The organism is Rhizobium sp. 11_C7_N12_5, from assembly GCF_051811145.1.
In the GTDB taxonomy this organism is placed as follows: domain Bacteria; phylum Pseudomonadota; class Alphaproteobacteria; order Rhizobiales; family Rhizobiaceae; genus Rhizobium; species Rhizobium lusitanum.
In genome coordinates this window covers 3,086,902-3,109,077 of sequence record NZ_JBPWPY010000001.1, presented here as the reverse complement: position 1 = coordinate 3,109,077, position 22,176 = coordinate 3,086,902, and the positions used below count along the sequence as shown (strand labels likewise).

The 22,176-nt window shown below is 61.2% G+C and carries 23 protein-coding genes; 13 read left to right on the top strand and 10 right to left on the bottom strand.

Annotated elements, in window-relative coordinates; translation table 11 throughout:
* The first annotated feature begins 418 nt into the window (after positions 1–418).
* The 5 genes from dapF to AB8B29_RS15295 are packed head-to-tail and all read left to right on the top strand — an operon-like array spanning position 419 to position 5,446.
* On the top strand, positions 419–1,324 hold the full coding sequence (dapF, locus tag AB8B29_RS15315) for a diaminopimelate epimerase (protein WP_037196876.1): 906 nt from the start codon (positions 419–421) through the stop codon (positions 1,322–1,324).
* A complete protein-coding gene (gene mtaB, locus AB8B29_RS15310; RefSeq protein WP_037196874.1) occupies positions 1,321–2,595 on the top strand; it encodes a tRNA (N(6)-L-threonylcarbamoyladenosine(37)-C(2))-methylthiotransferase MtaB in 1,275 nt (424 codons plus the stop codon). Before dapF ends, mtaB begins: the two co-directional genes overlap by 4 nt.
* Positions 2,596–2,613: 18 nt before the next feature.
* Positions 2,614–4,143, top strand: coding sequence for a signal recognition particle-docking protein FtsY (ftsY, locus tag AB8B29_RS15305; protein ID WP_092573177.1), 1,530 nt, complete (start codon positions 2,614–2,616; stop codon positions 4,141–4,143).
* A 38-nt stretch (positions 4,144–4,181) separates the two neighbouring features.
* Entirely contained in the window at positions 4,182–4,859 is a 678-nt protein-coding gene (locus tag AB8B29_RS15300; protein WP_376774248.1) for a septation protein A, read from the top strand.
* Positions 4,856–5,446 (top strand): DUF2585 domain-containing protein, encoded by a 591-nt coding sequence (locus AB8B29_RS15295; protein WP_092573178.1) that lies wholly within the window; start codon positions 4,856–4,858, stop codon positions 5,444–5,446. Before AB8B29_RS15300 ends, AB8B29_RS15295 begins: the two co-directional genes overlap by 4 nt.
* A gap of 215 nt (positions 5,447–5,661) precedes the next feature.
* Here AB8B29_RS15295 and AB8B29_RS15290 read toward each other — a convergent pair whose 3' ends face one another.
* The 5 genes from AB8B29_RS15290 to ccmA form a co-directional block, all read right to left on the bottom strand.
* Positions 5,662–6,276 (bottom strand): DsbE family thiol:disulfide interchange protein, encoded by a 615-nt coding sequence (locus AB8B29_RS15290; RefSeq protein ID WP_037196867.1) that lies wholly within the window; start codon positions 6,274–6,276, stop codon positions 5,662–5,664.
* Positions 6,273–6,446 carry a heme exporter protein CcmD gene (gene ccmD / locus AB8B29_RS15285; RefSeq protein ID WP_037196865.1) on the bottom strand — a complete coding sequence of 58 codons (174 nt, stop codon included), beginning with the start codon at positions 6,444–6,446 and terminating at the stop codon, positions 6,273–6,275. Before ccmD ends, AB8B29_RS15290 begins: the two co-directional genes overlap by 4 nt.
* Before the next feature lies 1 nt (position 6,447).
* A complete protein-coding gene (locus tag AB8B29_RS15280) occupies positions 6,448–7,209 on the bottom strand; it encodes a heme ABC transporter permease (protein WP_037196864.1) in 762 nt (253 codons plus the stop codon).
* A 79-nt stretch (positions 7,210–7,288) separates the two neighbouring features.
* Positions 7,289–7,948 (bottom strand): heme exporter protein CcmB, encoded by a 660-nt coding sequence (gene ccmB / locus AB8B29_RS15275; RefSeq protein WP_037196862.1) that lies wholly within the window; start codon positions 7,946–7,948, stop codon positions 7,289–7,291.
* A gap of 190 nt (positions 7,949–8,138) precedes the next feature.
* On the bottom strand, positions 8,139–8,786 hold the full coding sequence (gene ccmA / locus AB8B29_RS15270; protein ID WP_037196861.1) for a heme ABC exporter ATP-binding protein CcmA: 648 nt from the start codon (positions 8,784–8,786) through the stop codon (positions 8,139–8,141).
* Positions 8,787–9,049: 263 nt separating this feature from the next.
* Here ccmA and acnA point away from each other — a divergent pair, with 263 nt between their 5' ends.
* The 3 genes from acnA to AB8B29_RS15255 all read left to right on the top strand — a co-directional run bounded on the left by acnA (position 9,050) and on the right by AB8B29_RS15255 (position 13,481).
* Positions 9,050–11,740 (top strand): aconitate hydratase AcnA, encoded by a 2,691-nt coding sequence (gene acnA, locus AB8B29_RS15265; protein ID WP_037196860.1) that lies wholly within the window; start codon positions 9,050–9,052, stop codon positions 11,738–11,740.
* Between the two features lie 263 nt (positions 11,741–12,003).
* The gene (locus tag AB8B29_RS15260; RefSeq protein WP_047553677.1) at positions 12,004–12,747 is read left to right on the top strand and encodes a DUF1223 domain-containing protein; all 744 of its coding nucleotides are present in this window, start codon (positions 12,004–12,006) and stop codon (positions 12,745–12,747) included.
* A gap of 332 nt (positions 12,748–13,079) precedes the next feature.
* Entirely contained in the window at positions 13,080–13,481 is a 402-nt protein-coding gene (locus tag AB8B29_RS15255; protein ID WP_037196858.1) for a DUF2794 domain-containing protein, read from the top strand.
* 94 nt (positions 13,482–13,575) lie between these two features.
* On the opposite strand, the gene AB8B29_RS15250 is transcribed toward AB8B29_RS15255, so the two are convergent.
* The 4 genes from AB8B29_RS15250 to AB8B29_RS15235 form a co-directional block, all read right to left on the bottom strand.
* Positions 13,576–14,133: a GNAT family N-acetyltransferase gene (locus AB8B29_RS15250; RefSeq protein WP_047553674.1), complete on the bottom strand. Its 558-nt coding sequence runs from the start codon at positions 14,131–14,133 to the stop codon at positions 13,576–13,578.
* A 119-nt stretch (positions 14,134–14,252) separates the two neighbouring features.
* Complete coding sequence (locus AB8B29_RS15245; RefSeq protein WP_037196856.1) at positions 14,253–14,993, bottom strand: Bax inhibitor-1/YccA family protein; 741 nt, start codon at positions 14,991–14,993, stop codon at positions 14,253–14,255.
* Positions 14,994–15,189: 196 nt separating this feature from the next.
* Positions 15,190–17,736, bottom strand: coding sequence for an ABC transporter permease (locus AB8B29_RS15240; RefSeq protein ID WP_113118714.1), 2,547 nt, complete (start codon positions 17,734–17,736; stop codon positions 15,190–15,192).
* Positions 17,733–18,443 carry an ABC transporter ATP-binding protein gene (locus tag AB8B29_RS15235; protein WP_047553670.1) on the bottom strand — a complete coding sequence of 237 codons (711 nt, stop codon included), beginning with the start codon at positions 18,441–18,443 and terminating at the stop codon, positions 17,733–17,735. The genes AB8B29_RS15240 and AB8B29_RS15235 overlap by 4 nt, the downstream gene beginning before the upstream one ends.
* Positions 18,444–18,525: 82 nt before the next feature.
* Between AB8B29_RS15235 and AB8B29_RS15230 the strand changes: the two genes are divergently transcribed.
* Both AB8B29_RS15230 and thpR read left to right on the top strand, forming a co-directional pair.
* The gene (locus tag AB8B29_RS15230) at positions 18,526–19,176 is read left to right on the top strand and encodes an arylesterase (RefSeq protein WP_113118713.1); all 651 of its coding nucleotides are present in this window, start codon (positions 18,526–18,528) and stop codon (positions 19,174–19,176) included.
* A 68-nt stretch (positions 19,177–19,244) separates the two neighbouring features.
* Positions 19,245–19,841, top strand: a complete 597-nt coding sequence (gene thpR / locus AB8B29_RS15225) for an RNA 2',3'-cyclic phosphodiesterase (protein WP_037196852.1) — start codon at positions 19,245–19,247, stop codon at positions 19,839–19,841.
* Here thpR and AB8B29_RS15220 read toward each other — a convergent pair.
* A complete protein-coding gene (locus AB8B29_RS15220; protein ID WP_047553666.1) occupies positions 19,772–20,254 on the bottom strand; it encodes a low molecular weight protein-tyrosine-phosphatase in 483 nt (160 codons plus the stop codon). The genes thpR and AB8B29_RS15220 overlap by 70 nt on opposite strands.
* 36 nt (positions 20,255–20,290) lie before the next feature.
* On the opposite strand from AB8B29_RS15220, the gene AB8B29_RS15215 reads away from it, so the two are divergent.
* The 3 genes from AB8B29_RS15215 (at position 20,291) to AB8B29_RS15205 (ending at position 21,935) form a co-directional block, all read left to right on the top strand.
* Complete coding sequence (locus tag AB8B29_RS15215) at positions 20,291–20,596, top strand: 4a-hydroxytetrahydrobiopterin dehydratase (protein ID WP_047553663.1); 306 nt, start codon at positions 20,291–20,293, stop codon at positions 20,594–20,596.
* 66 nt (positions 20,597–20,662) lie between these two features.
* Positions 20,663–21,052 (top strand): YkvA family protein, encoded by a 390-nt coding sequence (locus AB8B29_RS15210; protein ID WP_037196847.1) that lies wholly within the window; start codon positions 20,663–20,665, stop codon positions 21,050–21,052.
* A gap of 334 nt (positions 21,053–21,386) precedes the next feature.
* A complete protein-coding gene (locus tag AB8B29_RS15205; protein WP_037196846.1) occupies positions 21,387–21,935 on the top strand; it encodes an invasion associated locus B family protein in 549 nt (182 codons plus the stop codon).
* Positions 21,936–22,176 lie beyond the last annotated feature (241 nt).

Sequence of the window (22,176 nt, the reverse complement as noted above, 5' to 3'; positions counted from 1 at the left end):
CATTGCGCCACGAGGGTGCGACCTCATCGTGCGAGAAGCCGGCAAGAAGGTGGGTACTGTTTGCATGCAGGGCTTCACGGGCGGCTGGAAGTCGCCTTCGCGGCCTCCGTCTACGACACCAGAGAGCTTCGGCCGTCCTTGGAATCCGGTGTGCGGCGGCGACCGAACTGCCCCACCCGGGAACCGAGCTGACGCTGATGCACCTGAGAAATCACATGACGGATCGCGAGCAAACCACATCGGTCGCATAGAGCAGGATCGCGGGACAGCTTTGTCGCTTCTCTGTCGAGGTTGAAGCGGTCGTTTGTGTTCGTCAAGCGCGGCCTAAGCCTGGCCATGAGCAGCGAATATCACGGCACTGGTAATTCCCCCGCATTTCCGCCATATACAGCTCGAAAACACTGATGGACATACCACCATGAGCAATATGGTCGAATTCGCGCGGATGAACGGGCTTGGCAACAAGATCCTGGTCGTCGACATGCGCGGCCGCAAGGACGTGGTGACGGCTGAGGCTGCGATTGCGCTCAATGCCGATCCTGCTACCGAGTTCGATCAGATCATGGCGATCCATGATCCGAAGGCGCAGGGAACCGACGCCTGGATCGATATCCTCAACTCCGACGGCACCAAGGCACAGGCTTGTGGCAACGGCACGCGTTGCGTCGTGCAGGCGCTATCAGCCGAGACCGGAAAGAAGGTGTTCACCTTCCAGACCGTCGCCGGTATCTTGAACGCCGTCGAGCACGAGGACGGCACGATATCTGTCGACATGGGCAAGCCGGTATTCGATTGGGACAAGATTCCGCTCGCCGAGGAATTCGCCGACACGCGCCATATCGAGCTGCAGATCGGGCCGATCGACAATCCCGTCCTGCATTCGCCCTCTGTGATGTCGATGGGCAATCCGCATGCGATCTTCTGGGTCGACAAGGACCCGATGTCCTTCGATCTCGCTCGCTTCGGGCCGCTGCTTGAAAACCATCCGATGTTTCCCGAGCGCGCCAACATCACGCTGGCGCAGGTGCTTTCGCGGACGACGGTGCGGACCCGCACCTGGGAGCGCGGCGCCGGTCTGACGCTGGCCTGCGGCTCCGCCGCCTGTTCTGCCGCCGTCAGCGCTGCTCGCACCGGCCGCACCGGCCGCAAGGTGACGATCGACGTCGCCTCCGCGCCTGCGCCGAGCCAGCTCACCATCGAATGGCGAGAGAGTGACGAGCATGTCGTCATGACCGGTCCTGCCGAATGGGAGTGGTCCGGTATGGTCGATCCCGTGACGGGCAGCTTCACGCGCGATCAGGAGCAGGGGGCTCAGGCGCGGTGAGCGGGGTCGAGGTCATTACCTTCGGCTGTCGTCTCAACACCTATGAATCCGAAGTGATGAGGTCGCAGGCGGAGAAAGCCGGGCTCAACAACGCCATCCTGGTCAATACCTGCGCCGTAACAGGCGAAGCCGTGCGCCAGGCACGCCAGGCGATCCGCCGCGCGCGGCGCGACAATCCGCATGCGCGCATCATCGTGACAGGCTGTGCCGCGCAGACGGAAAAGCAGATCTTTGCCGAAATGGCCGAAGTGGATGCCGTGCTCGGCAACGAGGAGAAGCTGAAGAGCGCCTCCTATCGCGCGCTGCCGGATTTCGGCGTTTCGGCAGAAGAGAAGCTCCGCGTCAACGATATCATGAGCGTGCGGGCGACCGCCCCGCAGATGATCCGCCATATCGACGGCCATGTGCGCGCCTTCATCCAGGTGCAGAACGGCTGTGATCATCGCTGCACCTTCTGCATCATCCCCTATGGCCGCGGCAATTCGCGCTCTGTGCCGATGGGCGCGGTCGTCGATCAGGCCCGTAACTTGGTTGAAAGCGGTTATCGCGAGATCGTGCTGACCGGCGTCGATGCCACGAGTTACGGCGCTGATTTGCCCGGAACGCCAACGCTCGGCCTGCTTGCCAAGACATTGCTGAAGCAGATCCCGGATATCCGCCGCCTGCGCCTCTCCTCGATCGACAGTATTGAGGCCGACAGGCACCTGATGGATCTTATCGCCGACGAACCGCGCTTCATGCCGCATCTGCATCTGTCGCTGCAGCATGGCGACGATATGATCTTGAAGCGGATGAAGCGGCGGCACTCGCGCGCCGACGCTATGCGGTTCATCGAGGATGTGCGCCGCCTGCGACCCGAGACGAGCTTCGGCGCCGACATGATCGCCGGTTTTCCCACAGAGACGGAAGAGATGTTCGACAATGCCGTTGGCCTTGCCGAACAGGCCGCGATCGCGCATCTGCATGTTTTCCCTTACAGCCCGCGCCCCGGCACGCCAGCCGCCCGCATGCCGCAACTCGACCGCGTCCTGATCAAGGAACGCGCCGCCCGCCTGCGCGAGGCTGGACAAAGACTGCACCAGACCCATCTCGACAGCATGGTCGGAACAAGACAATGGCTGCTTGTGGAGAATAACGGGTTGGCCCATACCGAAAATTTCACGCTTGTCGCCGCCCCCGGCCTTCGCCCGCGCGACCTTGTGCAGGTCGCAATCACCGGCCACAATGGCAAGCACCTCGACATGCAACTTCTGGCCGCTAACGCGGCCTAATGCTTCAACGGATACTTCATGGCGCTTGGTTTCATTAAAAAAGTCTTCACCTTCGGCCGTGAGAAGCCGGCGGAAGAACAGGCGCCTGCGGAGGTTATTGCACCGGACGTGCCCGCTCCGGAGCAAGAAGCGCCTGTCGCGGATGTTTCGCCGGCTTCCGAGTTGGCCGAACCTACCTCGCCCCCCTCTGTCCCGTCGGGACATCTCCCCCACGCGGGGGGAGATCGGTTGGAGGATGCCGCGCCGGTCGAGCACGAACAGTTGGCTGAAAAGGCCGCAGAGGCGGTTGTTTCGCATGAGCCGGTTGCTCCGGAGCAGGCTGGTAAGAGTGAAATTGTCGAGCCGGAGCAAGCCAAAAACGCTGAGGCTGATGCTGTAGCGGAAGATACCACTCCAGAACCGATCTCCACCCCTGTGGGGGAGATGTCCGAAAAGACAGAGGGGGGTGAGGAAGTTTCGGCTAGCTCGGAGCTCTCGTCGGAAAGCACCGAAGCTCAGACGGACTCGGAACAGTCGCCGGAAACTACCGAAACCCCAGCCGCAGCCCCCATCCTCCCCAAAGGCTTCGCCACGGCCTCCAGCATCCCCGAGCCCGCTCCCGAAGCCCTCAAGCAGAAGCTCTCCTGGTTCCAGCGCCTGCGCGCCGGCCTTGCTCGCACATCTTCGCAACTGACAGGCCAGATCGCCGCGCTCTTTACCAAGCGCAAGCTCGACGACCAGACGCTGCAGGATCTGGAGGATCTGCTGATCCAGGCCGATCTCGGCGTCGAGACGGCGATGCGGGTGACCGATACGCTGGCCTCCGAGCGCTATGGCAAGGACGTGACAAGCGAGGATGTCGGCCGCATCATGGCGCAGGAAATCGCCAAGGTGCTGAAGCCGGTCGCCAAACCGCTGCAGCTCGATCTCAGCCACAAGCCGCACGTCATCCTCGTCGTCGGCGTCAATGGCACCGGCAAGACGACGACCATCGGCAAGCTGGCGGCCAAGCTATCCGGCGCCGGGCTCAAGGTCATGGTTGCCGCCGGCGACACGTTCCGCGCGGCTGCCATCGAGCAGCTGAAGATCTGGGCCGAGCGCACCAAGTCGGAATTCATCGGCACCAAGATCGGCGCGGATGCGGCCGGTCTAGCCTTCGATGCTTTCCAGCAGGCCAAGGCCAACAAGAGCGACGTGCTGATCATCGATACCGCCGGCCGCCTGCAGAACAAGGCGGAGCTGATGGCCGAACTCGAAAAGATCGTGCGCGTGCTCGGCAAGCTCGATCCGGACGCGCCGCATACCGTGCTGCAGACGCTGGATGCCACCACCGGCCAAAACGCGCTGAACCAGGTGGAGATTTTCCGCAACGTTGCCGGCGTCAACGGCCTGATCATGACTAAGCTTGACGGCACGGCGCGCGGCGGCATCCTTGTGGCGATCTCGGCCAAGCACAAGCTGCCGGTCTATTTCATCGGCGTCGGCGAGGGTGTAGACGATCTCGAGCCGTTCGAGGCCGAGGATTTCGCCAACGCCATCGCAGGGACAGGTGCCGGAAGCAGCCAATGAACGATAAGAACAAATTCGACGATAGCGAAAGTGCCGCAATGACGACCAGCGATAACGAACTCACCCCAAGTGCCGCCGACAAGCATCATCCGCTGTTGAAGCTGGTGCTGGAACTCGGGCCTTTGCTGGTGTTCTTCTTCGGCAATCTGCGCGGCGACTGGTTGGCGCAGCAGTTCCCGGCGCTGTCCGCGCTGGGAGGGCCGCTCTTCGTCGCCACCGGCCTGTTCATGGCGGCAACGGTGATCTCGCTCGTCGTCTCGAAGGTTGTGCTCGGCCATCTGCCGCTGATGCCCTTCGTGTCAGGCATCGTCGTCCTCGTCTTCGGTGCGCTCGGCATCTACCTGCAGAATGAAACCTTCATCAAGATGAAGCCGACCATCGTCAACGCTCTGTTCGGTGTTGTCCTGCTTGGCGGGCTCGCTTTCGGAAAATCGTTGCTCGGCTACGTTTTCAACGCCGCCTTTCAGCTGGATAGCGAAGGCTGGCGCAAGCTCACGCTTCGCTGGGGTCTCTTCTTCCTGGTTCTTGCCGTGCTCAACGAAGTCGTCTGGCGCTTGTCGAATTGGTATTACCTGCCCGACGTCAAGGCCGCGGATAATCTCTGGGTGAACTTCAAGGTCTGGGGAACGATGCCGATCACCATCCTCTTCACGCTGTCGCAAATGCCGCTGATCATGAAGCATACGATCGAGCAGCCGGCGGAAAGCGGAAAATGACCGAAGCAGTCGACGCGCAAAACCGCTACCGGCAGCAAAGCTTCTGGTTCATCGCCTGCGCCCTTGTCCTGCTCGTGCAGATCGTCGCGGAATATATGATGGGCCGCGTGCCGATCTGCACCTGCGGTTACGTGAAGCTTTTCGAGCCCGTCGTGAAATCCAGCGGCAATTCGCAGCATATCGCCGATTGGTACACGCCATCTCACATCATTCACGGCTTCCTGTTCTTCGGGCTCACGCATTTGCTTATGCGCACTAAGCCGCTGTCGATGCGCCTGTTCGTCGCCATGCTGATCGAATCCGGCTGGGAACTGCTGGAGAACTCGCCCATCATCATCAACCGCTACCGCGCCGCGACGATCTCGCTCGATTATGTTGGCGACAGCATTCTGAATTCGGCGATGGACGCGGTGTTCATGGTGGTTGGCTTCCTGTTTGCCTGGCGTGCGCCGGTGATCGTCACGATCGCCATCGCCATCTTCTTCGAGCTGCTGACGGGTTACCTGATCCGCGACAATCTCACGCTGAACGTGCTGATGCTCGTCTGGCCGGTCGAAGCGATCAAGACCTGGCAGGGCGGGATTTAGCTTGTTCCCCCTCGCCCCTACGGGGAGAGGGTGGCAATCCTGAGTTTATCGAAGGGTCGCCGGGTGAGGGGCGTTACCGGGAAATTGCCGTTCGCTTGTCGCTTGAGGCCATTGTTGTTTTGCTTTTCGGCCCCCTCATCCGCCCTTCGGGCACATGACCGGGGTTGAGCCGCAGGTCTCAACCCGTCCTTCGGACCCCCGAGGGAAGAAGGAGTTCAGGATACCGGCTTCCCCTGCGCCTTCGCTATGGCCGGATAGAGCCCTTCCTTCAAACTCGTCGGCGTAAACGGGCCGACCTGTTTGTAGAGGATCGTGCCGTCGGGGGCGACGAGGTAGGATTCCGGGATGCCGTAGACGCCCCAGTCGATGGCGGCGGAGCCGTTGGGGTCGATGCCGATGGCGTTGTAGGGATTGCCGAGTTCACCGAGGAAGCGCAGGGCGTTCTCACTCGTGTCTTTGTAGTTGATCGCGACGATGTTCAGCCGGCCGTCTTTCGCGAGCTCCTTCAGTACCGGATGCTCGTCCCGGCACGGAACGCACCATGAGGCGAAGACATTGACAAGCGTCAGCTTGCCCTTGATGGCCTCATCGGTCAGCGCCGGCAGGTTGGAGCCTTCGAGCGGCGGCAGAGCGAGCTTTGGCGCTTTCGTGCCGATCAGCGCGGAGGGGATGGCGGAGATGTCAGTGCCATGAACCTCCTGGTCGTACATGACCTTGCCGACGGCAAGTGCGATGCAGGCAAAGACGATGAGCGGGATCAGCGCCAGCAGATAGCGCCCGGTGCCGCCGCCCGATTTCGGCTGATCCTTGTTGCCGGCATCGGTGGTCATTTCGCATCGCCTTCGGGCGCGCGCTGCGAACGGCGGCGGATGCCTGATGCTTCGAGTGCGGCCAGCTCGCGACGACGCAGGCGTCCATCGATCCATGTCCAGGCGATGATGGCGAGAATCATGACGGCAGCAAAGCCATAGGAGCCGAAGACGTAGAAGGGATGGGTCATGCTATTCCTCCCGGCTTGCCATGCGTGCGGCGATACGGCGCTGCGCGGCAATGCGGCGGCGCCAGATCTCGTTGCGGATCGCCATCAGATGCAGGGTGAAGAACAGCAGGGTGAAGGCCAGCGCCATGATGAAGAGCGGCCAGAGGAATGCGGTGTCGATGGCCGGGCCATCCAGACGCATGATGCTTTCCGACTGATGCAATGTGTTCCACCAGTCGACCGAGAACTTGATGATCGGAATGTTGATGAAGCCGACCAGGGTCAGCACGGCGGCGACGCGCGCGGCTTTGGACGGATCGTCCATGGCGCGGTTCAGCGCGATCAGGCCGAGATACATCAGGAACAGGATGAAGACCGAGGTCAGCCGCGCATCCCAGACCCAATAGGTGCCCCACATCGGCTTGCCCCACAGCGAGCCGGTGACGAGCGCGATCAGGGTGAAGGCGGCGCCGAGCGGGGCGGCGGTCTTGCCGGCGACGTCAGCGAGCGGATGACGCCAGACCAGCGTGCCGATCGCCGACATGCTCATGATCGTGTAGCACATCATCGAAAGCCAGGCGGCCGGAACGTGAATATACATGATGCGGACGGTGTCGCCCTGCTGGTAATCGCCCTCGGTCGAGAAGGAGAGGTAGAGGCCGATCGCAAAGAGTATGGCCGAGATCGCTGCCAGCCAGGGAATGAGACGCGCCGAAAAGGCCAGGAACCGCGTGGGGTTGGCGAGGTCGGAAAATCGGCTGATCGCAGGGCTGATATCGCTCATGCGGCTTGTTTAACCCGATATGGCTTTTCCGGCAATCGACAGCATTGTCTCAGATGGGCGAAACAGTATCTCATCGCGATCAATCCGTCGTGTTCCGCAAGGCAAGGGCGGCAGCCGCCGGGCCGAGCACGGCGAAGAACAGGGTGAGGGCGATCAGGATCAGGAAAGGCGGCAGGAAGGGTTGCGGCCCCTCGACGGCAGCATAGGTCGCGCTGACGCCGAAGATCAGCACGGGGATGGCCAGCGGCAGCACCAGGATCGACACCAGCAGGCCGCCGCGCGGCAGCGCCACGGCAACAGCTGCGCCTACCGCGCCGATGAAGGTGATCGCCGGCGAGCCGACGAGCAAGGTCAGGGCCGTGGCGGCGATCGCCGTTTCACTCATATTCATAAAGAGACCGAGCAGCGGCGAGGCAATGACCAGCGGAAGGCCTGTGGCTATCCAATGCGCGGCGCATTTGACCAGAACCGTGAGGACCAGCGGCGTCTCCTGCATGACGAGCAGATCGAGCGAGCCGTCGTCCCGTTCGGCCTGAAACAGACGGTCGAGCCCGAGCAGGCAGGCAAGCAGCGCGCCGATCCAGACGATGGCCGGGCCGATTCGCGACAACAGTTTCAGGTCCGGGCCGACGCCGAAGGGAATGACGGCGACGACGGTGAGGAAGAAGAGTATGCCGATCAAGGCTCCGCCGCCGGCGCGCACCGAGAGTTTGAGATCGCGGAGGAAGAGGGCGGTCATGATGTGGCACCAATCCCCTTCTCCCCTCGGGAAGAAGGTGGCCCGAAGGGCCGGATGAGGGGGCTTCTTCTCCATAAAAGTCTGATCTTTCGCTTCCGCTCAAGATGCTCTGTGCTTCGCTCCTCGCCCCCCTCATCTGCCCTTCGGGCATCTTCTCTCCAAGGGGAGAAGAGGAAAATCGTCGTTCTCGTCATCCCCAAACCCCTTCACTCACCCCGGCAAATCCGGTCATCCGCATTTCCCGCACATTATTTAATCCCAGCGGCTGATGCGTCGCCGCAAGGACGATGCCGCCCTTCTTCTGATGTGCCGAGATCAGATCGGTGAAGAGCTGGTCCGCCGAAGTGTCGAGCGCGGCTGTCGGCTCATCGAGGATCCAGATCTGGCGATGGGCGACCAGGAGTTTGGCGAAAGCGATTCGCCGTTGTTGGCCGGCTGAGAGATAGCCGAAGGGGAGATGGGTGATATCGGCAAGTCCAACAGCGTCCGCCGCCGCCTCGATGCCGAGGCCGGCGCCGCCTGGCATATCGCCGAGGAAGGCTTTCCAGAAGGTCAGGTTTTCGGCTACCGTGAGCTCGTATTTCATTGCATTGCGATGGCCGAGATAGTGGCTGGCCTCGCCGGGTAGGCGGTCCGAATCGCCGTCGGCACCAGTGAATGTGACGCGGCCCTTCTCCTGCCTTAGAAGACCGGCGACCACGCGCAAAAGCGTGGACTTTCCGGAGCCGTTGCGGCCGGTCAGAACGAGGGCGTCGCCACCCTCCAAGCCAAAGGAAACGTTCGAGAAAATCAGGTCTTCGCCCCGCCTCGCCGCCAGATTTTCAGCCCTTAGATGCATTCGCTCAGGCTTTCCCTATTTTCGTTGCCGCAACGCGCAAAAAATTGTCCAAATTTGCATCTTGCCACTCTGGCAAGTCTTTACGAAATTATCTATAAGACCTGCAACCACGCCAGCGGTCGGCGTGAATTTCATCCTTGCGCCGAACATAAGGTTTTCTGCCTTACGTGCGGACAGCGGAAATGGCCGTACCCGCATCCTGATGTGCATAAAGTGCATAGGCGTTCGCACGACTGTGTTGGCTATCAGAAACGGGGTATCTCGTGTCTAAATCTCTTGACAGTTTCAATTGTCGTTCCACGCTGACCGTGAACGGGAAAGACTACATCTATTTCAGCCTGCCCAAGGCTGAAGCGAATGGTCTGCCCGATGTTTCCAAGCTGCCTTATTCCATGAAGGTGCTTTTGGAAAACCTGCTGCGTTTCGAAGACGGGCAGTCGGTCACCAAGGAGCATATCCTTGCCGTCGCCGAATGGCTGACCAACAAGGGCACAGTCGAGAATGAAATCGCCTATCGCCCGGCGCGCGTGCTGATGCAGGACTTCACCGGCGTCCCAGCCGTTGTCGACCTCGCCGCCATGCGCGACGCCATGGTCTCCCTCGGTGGCGATCCGGAAAAGATCAACCCGCTTGTTCCGGTCGACCTCGTCATCGACCACTCCGTCATCGTCGATGAATTCGGCACGCCGCAGGCTTTCGCCCGCAACGTCGAGCTTGAATATCAGCGCAACGGCGAGCGTTACCGCTTCCTGAAGTGGGGCCAGCAGGCGTTCAAGAACTTCCGCGTCGTTCCCCCCGGCACCGGCATCTGTCATCAGGTCAACCTCGAATATCTCGGCCAGACCGTCTGGACGAAGGAAGAAGACGGCGAAACGATCGCTTATCCCGACACCTGCGTCGGCACCGATTCGCACACGACCATGATCAACGGTCTCGGCGTTCTCGGCTGGGGCGTCGGCGGCATCGAGGCTGAAGCCGCCATGCTCGGCCAGCCCGTCTCCATGCTGCTGCCAGAAGTCATCGGCTTCAAGCTGACCGGCAAGCTCAAGGAAGGCGTCACCGCGACCGACCTCGTGCTGACCGTCGTGCAGATGCTGCGCAAGAAGGGCGTTGTTTCCAAGTTCGTCGAATTCTTCGGCCCCGGCCTCGACGCGCTGCCGCTCGCCGACCGCGCCACCATCGGCAACATGGGTCCGGAATATGGAGCGACCTGCGGCTTCTTCCCGGTCGACAAGGAAACGCTGAATTATCTCAACATGTCCGGCCGCGCCAAGGACCGCATCGCGCTCGTCGAAGCCTATTCCAAGGCGCAGGGCATGTGGCGTGACAATGACGGTGCCGATCTCGTCTTCACCGATACGCTGGAGCTCGATCTCGGCGACGTCGTGCCGTCGATGGCCGGCCCGAAGCGTCCTGAAGGCCGTATCGCGCTGGAAAACATCGCCTCCGGCTTCGCTACCTCGCTGGACACCGAATACAAGAAGCCCGGCCAGCTTTCGAACCGCTATGCGGTGGAAGGCACGGACTTCGATCTCGGCCATGGTGACGTTGCGATCGCCGCCATCACGTCCTGCACCAACACCTCGAACCCGTCGGTACTCATCGCTGCCGGCCTTCTCGCCCGCAACGCCGTCGCCAAGGGCCTGAAGACCAAGCCGTGGGTCAAGACCTCGCTGGCACCGGGAAGCCAGGTCGTCGGCGAATATCTCGCCAAGTCCGGCCTGCAGGCCGATCTCGACAAGCTCGGCTTCAATCTGGTCGGCTTCGGCTGCACCACCTGCATCGGCAATTCCGGCCCGCTGCCGGCGCCGATCTCGAAGACGATCAACGACAAGGGCCTGATCGTATCAGGCGTCCTCTCCGGCAATCGCAACTTCGAAGGCCGCATTTCGCCTGATGTCCAGGCAAACTACCTGGCCTCGCCGCCGCTCGTCGTCGCCTATGCGCTCGCCGGCTCGGTGCAGCTCGATCTGACCAAGGAGCCGCTCGGCGAAGACCAGAACGGCAAGCCGGTCTATCTCAAGGACATCTGGCCGACCTCGCACGAGATCCAGGAATTCATCCTGAAATACGTCACCCGCGAACTGTATGAATCCAAGTACGCCGACGTCTTCAAGGGCGATGCCAACTGGCAGGCCGTGCAGGTTCCTCCGGGCCAGACCTATGCCTGGGACGACAACTCGACCTATGTGCAGAACCCGCCTTACTTCGTCGGCATGGGCAAGACCGGCGCCGGCATTTCCGACATCAAGGGCGCCCGCGTTCTCGGCCTGTTCGGCGACAAGATCACCACCGACCATATTTCCCCGGCCGGTTCGATCAAGGCTGCCTCGCCGGCCGGTTCCTATCTCATCGACCATGGCGTCGGCGTTGCCGACTTCAACCAGTACGGCACGCGCCGCGGCAATCATGAAGTGATGATGCGCGGCACCTTCGCCAATATCCGCATCCGCAACCACATGCTCGGCCCGAACGGCAAGGAGGGTGGCTACACCATCCACTATCCGTCCAAGGAAGAGACCTCGATCTACGATGCGGCCATGCAGTACAAGGCCGAGGGCGTTCCGCTCGTCATCTTCGCCGGCGTCGAATACGGCAACGGCTCGTCGCGCGACTGGGCTGCCAAGGGCACCAACCTGCTCGGCGTTCGCGCCGTGATCGCCCAGTCCTTCGAGCGCATCCACCGCTCGAACCTGGTGGGCATGGGCGTCATCCCCTTCGTCTTCGAGGAAGGCACCACCTGGGCAACCCTTGGCCTTAAGGGCGACGAGATCGTCTCGATCGAGGGCCTGGAACATATCAAGCCGCGCGAGCGCAAGATCGCCAAGATCACCTATGGCGACGGCACGGTTCGCGATATCCCGATCATCTGCCGTATCGATACGCTGGATGAGATCATCTACGTCAACAATGGCGGCATCTTGCAGACCGTTCTGCGCGATCTCGCTGCCTGATAGGCCTGATAGGCTTTGAAGCCATGATTGCATGCCGCCGGGGAAGTTTCCCGGCGGCGTCTTTTTTCACGCTGATGTGTACGAGACGCGCGTTGTCGGGCCTTTGCCTCACCCCATCGTGACTTTGCGTCATCGCGCTAAACTATTATCTCTTGTTTCAGATTTTTCGGGCTTGATACGGACTTGGCTGCCCCAGGGAGCGTGAGCGGTTTCGAGGTCTGCACGGGCAGACACTCTCGAATTTGAGAAAGAGGTACAAGGGAATGCGCCTTCGATTTTCGGTTCCACTTCTGGCAGGCATCGCGCTGGCAAGTTCGCTGCATGCGCAGGAGGCTGCGAAGATCAAGGGCGTGGTCGAGCTTTTCACCGCGCAGGGCTGCGCCTCCTGTCCGCCCGCCGATGCGGCGTTCCGCAAGCTGATCCGCCAGGGCGACGTTGTGGCGCTCGCCTATCATGTCGACTACTGGAACTATCTCGGCTGGAGCGACACCATGGCGTCCAAGGACAATACGGCGCGCCAATATGCCTATGCCCGCGCGCTGGGCCGGAGCGGGGTCTATACCCCCCAGGCCGTCGTCAATGGCCGGGATCATATGAATGGTGCCGACCTCGGCGCAATCAATGTCAAGCTTGATGACTTCCAGCGTGGAGGCGAAGGGCTGATCGTGCCGGTGAATGCCGCCATGAAGGGCGACGAGCTCGAGATCAAGATCGGTGCTGGCCAGGGCAAGGCCAATGTGGTCGTCGTCTATTTCGACAAGGAACAGATGGTGGCTCCGAAGGGCGGCGAAAACAACGGCCAGCAGATTGCCTATATGCATGCGGTCTCCGATGTCGAAACCGTGGGCATGTGGGATGGCAAGGCCATGAACATCGTCTTGCCCGCCAATGTGCTTGATAAAGCCGGTAGGAAAGGGCTTGCCGTTCTCCTGCAGGCTTCGACGCCTTCGGGTGATCCGGCCGCCATCATCGGGGCAACTGTCTTGACGATCGGCTCGGACGGCTGAGTGGCTTTTCCCACATCAGCCTGAAAGCTCTCCGTTTCGGCTAGCGCCGAAAAGGCCCCTATTTTGGCTGCCGCCAAAAAGGGGAGGTGCCCGGCGAGGACGCATTCGGGGCTGGGGTTTAATCGATGCGCCCCGGCCGGGCCGTTTGGCGCGGCGGCGCCAAACGGCTGACTATAATTCTTGTAAATTGGGCGTCGTTTTGACTGAAATGCGGCGCTGCCAAGATGCTTTCTCGCGCCGAAAAGAAATTGTGAGCGGCCAGGTGTCTTGCAATTTGAAGCGGCTGAGGCAAACTGTCATTCTCCTGTCATGAGATAGCCCTTGGGGGATTGATGACTGATCAGCCGGATTTGCGACATAGCGAAAGCCGCTCCGTCGATACCACCACCTCCGTCGTTGTTGATCTCAGGGAATACAAACAGAGCAGGGATCCGATACCGGTGACCTTTCATCGCCGGGAGCTCGACGCCATTTTGTGGATCTACGGCCGCATGGTCGGCGAAGGCGAGTGGCGGGACTACGCAATCGATCATCTCAAGGACAAGGCGGTTTTCTCCGTCTTCAAACGCTCCGGCGAGATGCCGCTCTTCCGTATCGAAAAGAACCCGAAGCTGGCCGCCAAGCAGGGCGCCTTCTCGGTGGTCAGCACCAGCGGCATGATCCTGAAACGCGGGCATGACCTGAGCCAGGTGCTGAAGGTTTTCGACAAGCAGCTGAAGCTGGTGGAGAAGTAGTTTCCCTGAATTGACGGTGGGTATGAGGATAGTGCGGCCCCCCTCTGTCCCGAAGTGACCGAGGGGGTATCAGAGGCTCGGCATACGGGTAATGCTACCCGCCGAACAACGTCCCAGGATAAACCGACGGATCCGGATCGGTATCCGCACCATCGCCCAACGCCTTTTGCATCAGCATGGTATCCAGCCATCGGCCGTGCTTGTAGCCGGTGCCTTTCAGCAACCCTACCTCGGTGAAGCCTGCGGCGCGATGCACGGCGACGGAGGCCGGATGTGCTCCGCCGATGACGGCGATCATCTGGCGGAAGCCGAGCGTCTGGCAGCTCTCCACCAAGGCGTCCAGCAGCAGCCTCCCGACGCCCCGCCCGCGGGCTTCCGGGGCAAGATAGATCGAATCCTCCACCATCCAGCGATAGGCCGGCCGCGTGCGGAACGCCGAGGCATAGGCATAGCCGAGGAATGCGCCGCCCTCGTCTTCGGCGACGATGTAGGGATAGCCCTTCTCCCGGATTGCCTGAAAGCGGTCTGCCATCTCCTCATCGCTCGGCGGCGTGATCTCGTAGCTCGCCGTGCCGTTCAGGACGGAATCGCGGTAGATGGCGGTGATTTGCGGGAGGTCGTCTGGAGTTGCGCTGCGAAGGCTGACGGACATGTGCTTCTATTGCCTGATCTGGGATTTTGAACGTCGATATCAAATCGCAGAGCCGGCAGCCAGGCAAATAAAAAAGGCGGCCGAAGCCGCCTTTCCGATGAGTTGTTCAAACCGTGCAATTAGCGGCGGTTGCCCATGAACTGCAGCAGGAACATGAACAGGTTGATGAAGTCCAGGTAGAGCGACAGGGCGCCCATGATGGCCTTGCGGCCGGCCACGGTCGCATCGTCGGCGGTGTAGTACATTTCCTTGATCCGCTGCGTATCGTAGGCGGTGAGGCCTGCGAAGATCAGCACGCCGATCACGGAGATCGCGAACTGCAAGGCGGACGAAGCCAGGAAGATGTTGACGAGCGAGGCGATGATCAGGCCGAAGAGACCCATCATCATGAACGAGCCCATCGCAGAGAGATCACGCTTCGTCGTGTAGCCGAAGAGCGACAGCGCGCCGAAGGAGGCGGCGGTCACGAAGAAGGTCTGCACCACGCTCTGGCCGGTGTAGATAATGAAGATCGACGACAGCGACAGGCCCACCAGCGCGGCATAGACCCAGAAGGTCGTCGTCGCGGCGGCTACGCTCATGCGGTTGATCCTGAAGCTCAGGAAGAAGACCATTGCCAGCGGAGCGAAGATCACCACCCACTTCAGCGGGCTCAGATAGATCGCCTGACCGAAGGTCGTGATCTGTCCATTGGCGAAAGCGAGGGTGAAGGAGAGATAGGCGGCAACACCCGTGATCGCCAGACCCAGCGCCATCAGGTTATAGACCTTGAGCATGTAAGCTCGAAGGCCTTCGTCTATCATCGCACCGGATTGCGCACCGCTCTGCGCCCGGTTTTGGTAGTTGCGAAAGTCAGCCATGTTTTCCTCTTTTAAGCTCCGATGTGAGTACGGTGTCGGGCCTTCCAGGCCCAGGCGCCGCTGCGGAGCTCCAGCATGCCTCCACAGAATATGAGGCTTTCATGCCTTATACACAAGGGTCTAGCTGTCGGCGCCGTGTTAAATCGGCGTAATATCGGGCGGCTTTCGCGGCGTTCGGTTAATCCGCGAAGACGATTCACAGTTCGCGCAGAACGGGCGCCGCCTTCTGGCCGAGGATGCGCCAGGTGCCGATCAGACCGATGCCGACCGTCAGCACCAGGGCGATGATGAGCGTGGAGAAAGCGACATCGGGCATGAAGGTCGAGGGCAGGTGCATGATGCGGCTGACGATGTACCAGGCGGAGACGGAGCCGGCGATCAGCGCGAAGACGGCGGTTGCCGAACCGAGGATCAGATATTCGTAGCTGAAGGCACGGATCAACATTGCCCGCGTCGCGCCGAGCGTCTTGAGGATGACCGCATCATGGGTGCGGGCGCGATTGCCGGCGGCAAGCGCGCCGGCGAGCACCAGCACTGACGCGATAAGCGCGACCGAGGCGGCGGCGCGGATGGCGGTGGCGAGCTGTCCCACAAGCGTATTGACGACATCGAGGGCATCCTTGACGCGGACGCTGGTGATGGTCGGATAGGCGTTGGTGACTTTCCTCAGGATCGCCGCCTCCTGCGCCGAGGTGGCGGAGGCATCGGTCAGGGTTGCCAGCCACGCATGCGGGGCTCCCTTGAAGGTGTTGGGCGAGAAGATCATCACGAAGTTGATCGACAGCGACTGCCATTGCACCTTGCGGAAGCTGGCGATCTTTGCCGTCACGTTGCGGCCGAGGACATTGACGGTCACCTTGTCGCCGATCTTCAAGCCGAGCGCCTTGCCTTCATCGTTGGAAAAGGAGACCAGCGGCTCGCCGCTATAATCCTTGTCCCACCACTGCCCTTCGGTAAGGGCGGCGTTTTCGGGCAAGGTCTCGGCATAAGTGATGCCGCGGTCGCCGCGCAACACCCATTGTCCGGCCGCCGGCACCTTCATTTTCGTGACATCCTCGCCGTTGAAGGCGACGATCCGGCCGCGCAGCATCGGCGCCTCGACGAGCTTGCCCTTGGGGTCCTCGTTGAGGACGATCTTGCGGAAGCCCTCAAGTTCCGGTCCCTGTATGTCGACAAAGAAGAAATTCGGCGCCTTTTCGCTCATGCGTCCGGTCAGCTCGTGGCGCATGTTGCCGTCGATCAGCGTCAGGGTCACCAGAAGCGCCAGGCCGAGGCCGAGCGACAGCACGACGGAACCCGTGAGCGCGCCGGGCCGGTGGATATTGCCGATCGCAAGCCGCAGGGCCGGCGAGCGCACACGCGGGCTGCGGCGGGCGAGCCGGGAGAGGAGTGCGGCGACCACGCGCAGCACGACGAAGGCGGCGGCGATGGAGACGACGAAGACGATGGCGATGAAGCGATCATAGGCGGTGACGATCGCGAGAGCCGCAAGAGCCGCCATCAGCACGCCGGCGGCGAGCAGATAGGGCCAGCCGGGCAGGCGGCGCGCTTCAAAGCCCTGTTCGCGGAAAAGTGCCGTCGCCGGCACCTCGCGGGCGTGGCCGAGCGGCGGGATGGCAAAGGCAAGCGTCGTCAGCAGACCGAAGAGGGCCGCCAGCATCAAGGGGCCGGGATAGAGCCGCGGTGCAGTCGATATGGGTAGGAATTCCGCCATGAATTGCGAGGCGACCAGCGGCGCGATGGCGCCGAGGACCAGGCCGACGGCAACACCGGCGAGCGCAATGACGGCAATTTGGATGAGATAGATCAGCACCACGACGAAGGCCGGGGCGCCCAGGCATTTGAAGGTGGCGATGGTGGTGCGCTTCGAATCGAGGAAGGCGCGCACGGCATTGGCGACGCCGACGCCGCCGACGATGAGAGCCGCCAGTCCCACCAATGTTAGAAACTGCGAGAAGCGGGTGATGTTGTCGGCAAGCTCGGGTGCGGCGCGGCTGCTGGTGCGGATCGACCAGCCGGCCTGCGGGAAGGCGGCATTGGCGCGATCGCCGAGGTTGCGCAGCCCGGTCGCGGGATCGTCCATGCGGATCCTGTAGGCCTGCTCGACGAGGCTGCCAGTGGTGATCAGGCCGGAGGCGGCCAAGGCATCGCGGCTGGTGAGCAGACGGGGGGCGAAGCCGAAGCCTTCGGAGACGGCATCCGGCTCATTCGTGATGGTGCCGGTGATGTGGAGCTTTGTATTGCCCAGCAGCAGATCGCTGCCAACCTTGAGGTTCAAACGCTCGAGCAGGAGGGGAGCGACGACGGCGCCAAAGGCGCCATCCTTGGCGGCAAGCAGGGTCGATAGCGGCTGGTCGGGATCGGCCTGAAAGGTGCCATAGAGCGGATAGGCGTCATCGACCGCCTTGACCTCGACCAGCGCCTGGTCGGAGCCGTCGGGCAGGCGGGACATGGAACGCAAGCTGGTGGAGCGGGAGAGCTTGCCGAGGCCTTGGAGATAGGCCAGTTCCTCAGGGCTTGCCTCGCGATTGCGCAGCTCGAAGCGGGCGTCGCCAGCCAGAAGCGACTGGCCCCGCGTCGAGATGGCATCGGTGATCGAGCGGGATACGGAGTTGACGGCGGCGATGGCGCCGGTGCCGAGCGCGATGCAGGCGAGGAAGATATAGAAGCCGCCAAGACCGCCGCGCAGTTCGCGCAAGGCAAGGCGGAAGGCGAGCGTCAGGCGCATCCCCGCCATGTTCATGCGATGGCCGCCTGATTGACGCGCGACGGAGCGCTATCCTTCTCGATTTCGCCTGATCGTACGCGGATCTGGCGCGAGCAGCGGGCGGCAAGCGCCGGGTCGTGGGTGACGAGCAGCATGGTGGTGCCGCGCTCGGCCTGCTGGGCAAAGAGCAGGTCGGCAATCTGCCGGCCGGTATCCGTGTCGAGATTGCCCGTCGGTTCGTCGGCGATGAGGACAGCAGGCGAGGGCGCAAGTGCGCGGGCAATCGCCACGCGCTGCTGCTCGCCGCCGGAAAGCTGGCCGGGATAGTGATTGAGCCGCTCTCCCAAACCGACCGCCTGCAGCTCCCGCCGGGCGATGTCGAAGGCGTCTCTGTTGTTGGCGAGTTCCAGAGGCACGGCAACGTTTTCCAGCGCCGTCATATTGGCGATGAGATGGAAGGATTGGAAGACGATGCCGATATTGCGGCCGCGGAAATCGGCGATGCGGTCTTCGCTCAGGCTATGCAGAGGCGTGTCGCGGATCAGCAATTCGCCGCTGTCGAGCTTCTCGAGGCCGGCCAGCACCATCAGCAGCGTCGACTTGCCGGAACCGGAAGGGCCGACGATACCCACGGCCTCGCCCTCCATGACGGTGAGGTCGATGCCCTTCAGCACATGGACGGAGGCGGCGGCACTGCCGAGCGTTAAATCCGCCTTCTTCAGCTCGATGATGGTTTTTGCCAATGCGAACGCCCTATATATCAGAGAACATCAGAGATAGTGGCGGGCGCAAATTGGCCCGGACAGCGAATTTAGGAAATTGATCATGAGTTTTAAAGTTGCTGCGTTTCACTTCGCTGTCATCACTTTCGGTCTTTTGTTTGGCGCTGTGGATGCCGTCGAGGCGCGGACCATCCAGCTCGTCGGATTGGGCGACAGCCTGATGGCCGGTTATCAACTGCCGCCGGGCGACGGCTTTCCCGCCAAACTGGAGGCGGCGCTGAAGGCCAAGGGGCTTGATGTGGCCGTCGCCGATGCCGGCGTATCGGGCGACACGACATCCGGCGGGCTTTCCCGCGTGGACTGGTCCGTGCCCGATGGCACGGACGGGGTGATTCTCGAGCTCGGCGCCAATGACGCCCTGCGCGGCATTCCGCCGGAACAGACGGAAAAGAATCTCGAAACGATGATCGGCCAGCTCAAGCAGCGAAAGATCCCGGTTCTCCTCGTCGGCATGCTGGCACCGCCGAACATGGGGGCGGATTATGCCGAGAAGTTCAATCCGATCTACAAGCGCCTGGCCGACAAATATCAGCTCGCGCTCTATCCGTTTTTCCTCGACGGCGTGGCCACGCATGCGGATTTGCAGCTGTCCGACGGCATGCATCCGAATCCTAAGGGCGTCGATGTAATGGTCGAGCGCATTCTGCCAGCTATTGTCACTTTCGTAGGGATGATTGACGCAGGTGCGAAATAGGTGCTTGCACCGACTGCAAATGCGTGATTCCCTACTTATACCTGCAAGAGATTCGGGGAGTGCTCGTGATGCCGAGACTTTTTACCGCCCTCGAAATTCCGCGCAACGCGGCCATGAGCCTCTCGTTGTTGCGCGGTGGTCTTCCCGGAGCCAGGTGGATCGACGTTGAAAATTATCACATTACCCTTCGGTTCATCGGCGATGTCGATGGTCGGACGGCTGATGAGATCGTCGACCGGCTGGACCGGATAGACCGCCCAGAATTTCAGCTTCGTCTGGAGGGCATAGGCTCCTTCGGTTCCAAGAAGCCGCATTCGGTCTGGGCCGGGGTCTCGCAGACACCGGACATGTACGCGCTGCAAGGCGAGATCGAGCGCATCTGCCAGCGTATCGGATTACAGTCCGATCCCCGCAAGTTCACGCCGCACGTCACGCTCGCCAGGTTGAAGTCCTCGCGGGTCGACGATGTCGTGCACTACCTCTCCGGCCGCGGCAACTTCTATACCCAGCCGTTCACGGTGGGGCGCTTCGTGCTTCTGTCATCGCGCGAATCGGTTGGCGGCGGACCCTATCTCACCGAAGAGATATTTCCGCTTCACGAACCCCACAGCGCCTTCCCGGCCTTGGGCAACAACGCGCTGCAGCCGGCCAAGAGCATGGTGTAAACAGCCTCGAAATCATCGCGGCCGCCATAATACGGGTCGGGAATGTCCTTGTTGCTGCCAAGCGCAAGGGCGTTGAAGAGGTGCAGCTTGCCGTGAAGATCGGCATGCGCGACTTTGCGTAGATTCTTTAAATTGTCCCGATCCATTGCCAGGATCAGATCGAACCTGCCGAAATCTGATGATGCGATGCGGCGGGCGCGCTGGCTGGAAATATCGATTCCGCGGCCGGCGGCAACAGCCACCGAACGGCGATCCGGTCGCTCGCCTTGATGCCAGCCGCCGATGCCGGCCGAATCGATCTCGAATTCAAGGGAGCGACCGGCTTCGGTCGCCAGATGCCTGAAAATGCCTTCGGCAAGCGGCGATCGGCAGATGTTGCCGGCGCAGACAAAAAGAATCCTTTGACGATCCATGATATCGTTCAATCGCTAGAGAGGAGTGACCTTGCCATGAAATACGAGAAGCTGGAGCCGACCGCAATCGATGAAAGCCTGAAGGAACTGGACGGCTGGACGCTTTCGGGCGACCGCATTTCGATTTCGAAGACGTTCAAATTCCGCAATTTCGTCGAGGCCTTCGGCTTCATGACAGAGGCGGCGCTTTCGGCGGAGAAATTCAATCATCACCCGGAATGGTTCAATGTCTATTCCCGTGTCGACGTCAAACTGACGACGCATGATGCTGGCGGTCTGACGGATCACGACATCAAGCTCGCGAAGGCGATGGAGAAGGCGGCGGCCCGGCGGATCGATTGAATCGCCTGATGCGATCACCATATGTTTACACGGCCCGGGCAACGGGTCTCGATAGAGGTGAATGGAATGGATGACATCAAGTACGGGGAAATCCTGATGCCTGGTGATGAAGAAACCCAAAAGGAGCAGGAGAAGACGGTGCGCAGCAAATTCTGGCCGACCTTGCGGAAGGCGGCTCGTCATATCCCGTTTTCCCGCGACGTCGTGGCGGCTTTCTATTGCGCGTTCGATCCGCAGACACCGACTCGTGTCCGCGGCATCCTGCTGGCTGCGCTCGGCTATTTCGTCATGCCGTTCGATGTTATCCCCGATTTTTTTGCCGTGGTCGGCTTTACGGACGATGTCGCGGTGCTGACGCTCGCCTTCAGCATGATCAGGGGCCATATCCGCCAGGAACATTACGACGCTGCCGACAGGGCGTTGGAGAACGAGCCAGAGGCTGTAAAAACGGCTTGATGCCCGCCCAACAGGGGTCGATCTGAATCCTCTCGGGTTTCCAGACCTTTATGAGGCCCCACTGATTTTAGCGAGGACAAATTCTTGCCTGAATCTTTCTGTCTTAAATCGATCCCGTAGGGTGGTGTTCCACCATCCGGGTTTTCCAATTCCTTCTGAAGCGTTTCAAGCTCTGCGCAATACCTGGGTTGAAATGGCACGGAGCCAAGGGCGGTTAGTGCTCCGTTGACGGTTTGGTAACCTGAATAAAGTCAAAATAAGGCAGCTCACGAGCATAGGCGTGCGTTAATCGACTCGCCACGCGCTCTGGACCGCAAGAAATCGGCAGGAAACCATGTTTGTAAAAAGCTTCGCAATCGCCCTCTCGCTTGTTCTCGCCGGCACCGGCATTGCCTCCGCCCAGACCAAGAAGCAGACGCAGGCAGCGGCAGCAGCAGCGCCGGCGGCTCCGACGCGCATCCAGCAGTTCGACGCCTGGGGCGCCTATTCCTACCAGTCCGCGGCGGGCAAGGTCTGCTACGTTCTCTCCGTGCCCACCGCCAAGGCGCCGACCGCCGGCATCGACCATGGCGACAATTTCTTCATCGTATCCCAGCGTCCGGGCCAGAATATCTCCTATGAACCGCAGGCGATGATGGGTTATCCGCTCAAGGACAATTCGAAGGTCGACGTCATTATCGACAACAAGACCTTCGTGATGTTCACCAAGGACAAGGCTGCCTGGGTCGAGAATGCCGCGCAGGAGCCTGCATTGGTCGCAGCCCTCAAATCAGGCCATTCGCTGAAGGTTTCGGCGACTTCGAAAAAGGGTACGGCCACTTCCTATACCTATTCGCTGAAGGGCGTTACCGCCGCGCTGAAGCAGATCGAGAACTGCAAGTAAGTTCGAGGGCCAAGGGATCACGTCAATGTGATCGTCCTGCCGCCGCGACCGTGATGACAAGGCCGGCAAGCACGCCGGCCTTTGCTTTTGAGGGAAAGGGATGACGCGAGCGGAAATTAGTGCTAAAGGCCGCGCCAACAGCAGGTGTGCGGCAGACAGCTTGTCCCGCCACCGCATGAATCTTCAGATTTCCGTGCCTTGCCCGCATCCGCAGCTTCTTTCAGCTTTTGCGGCATCGCCG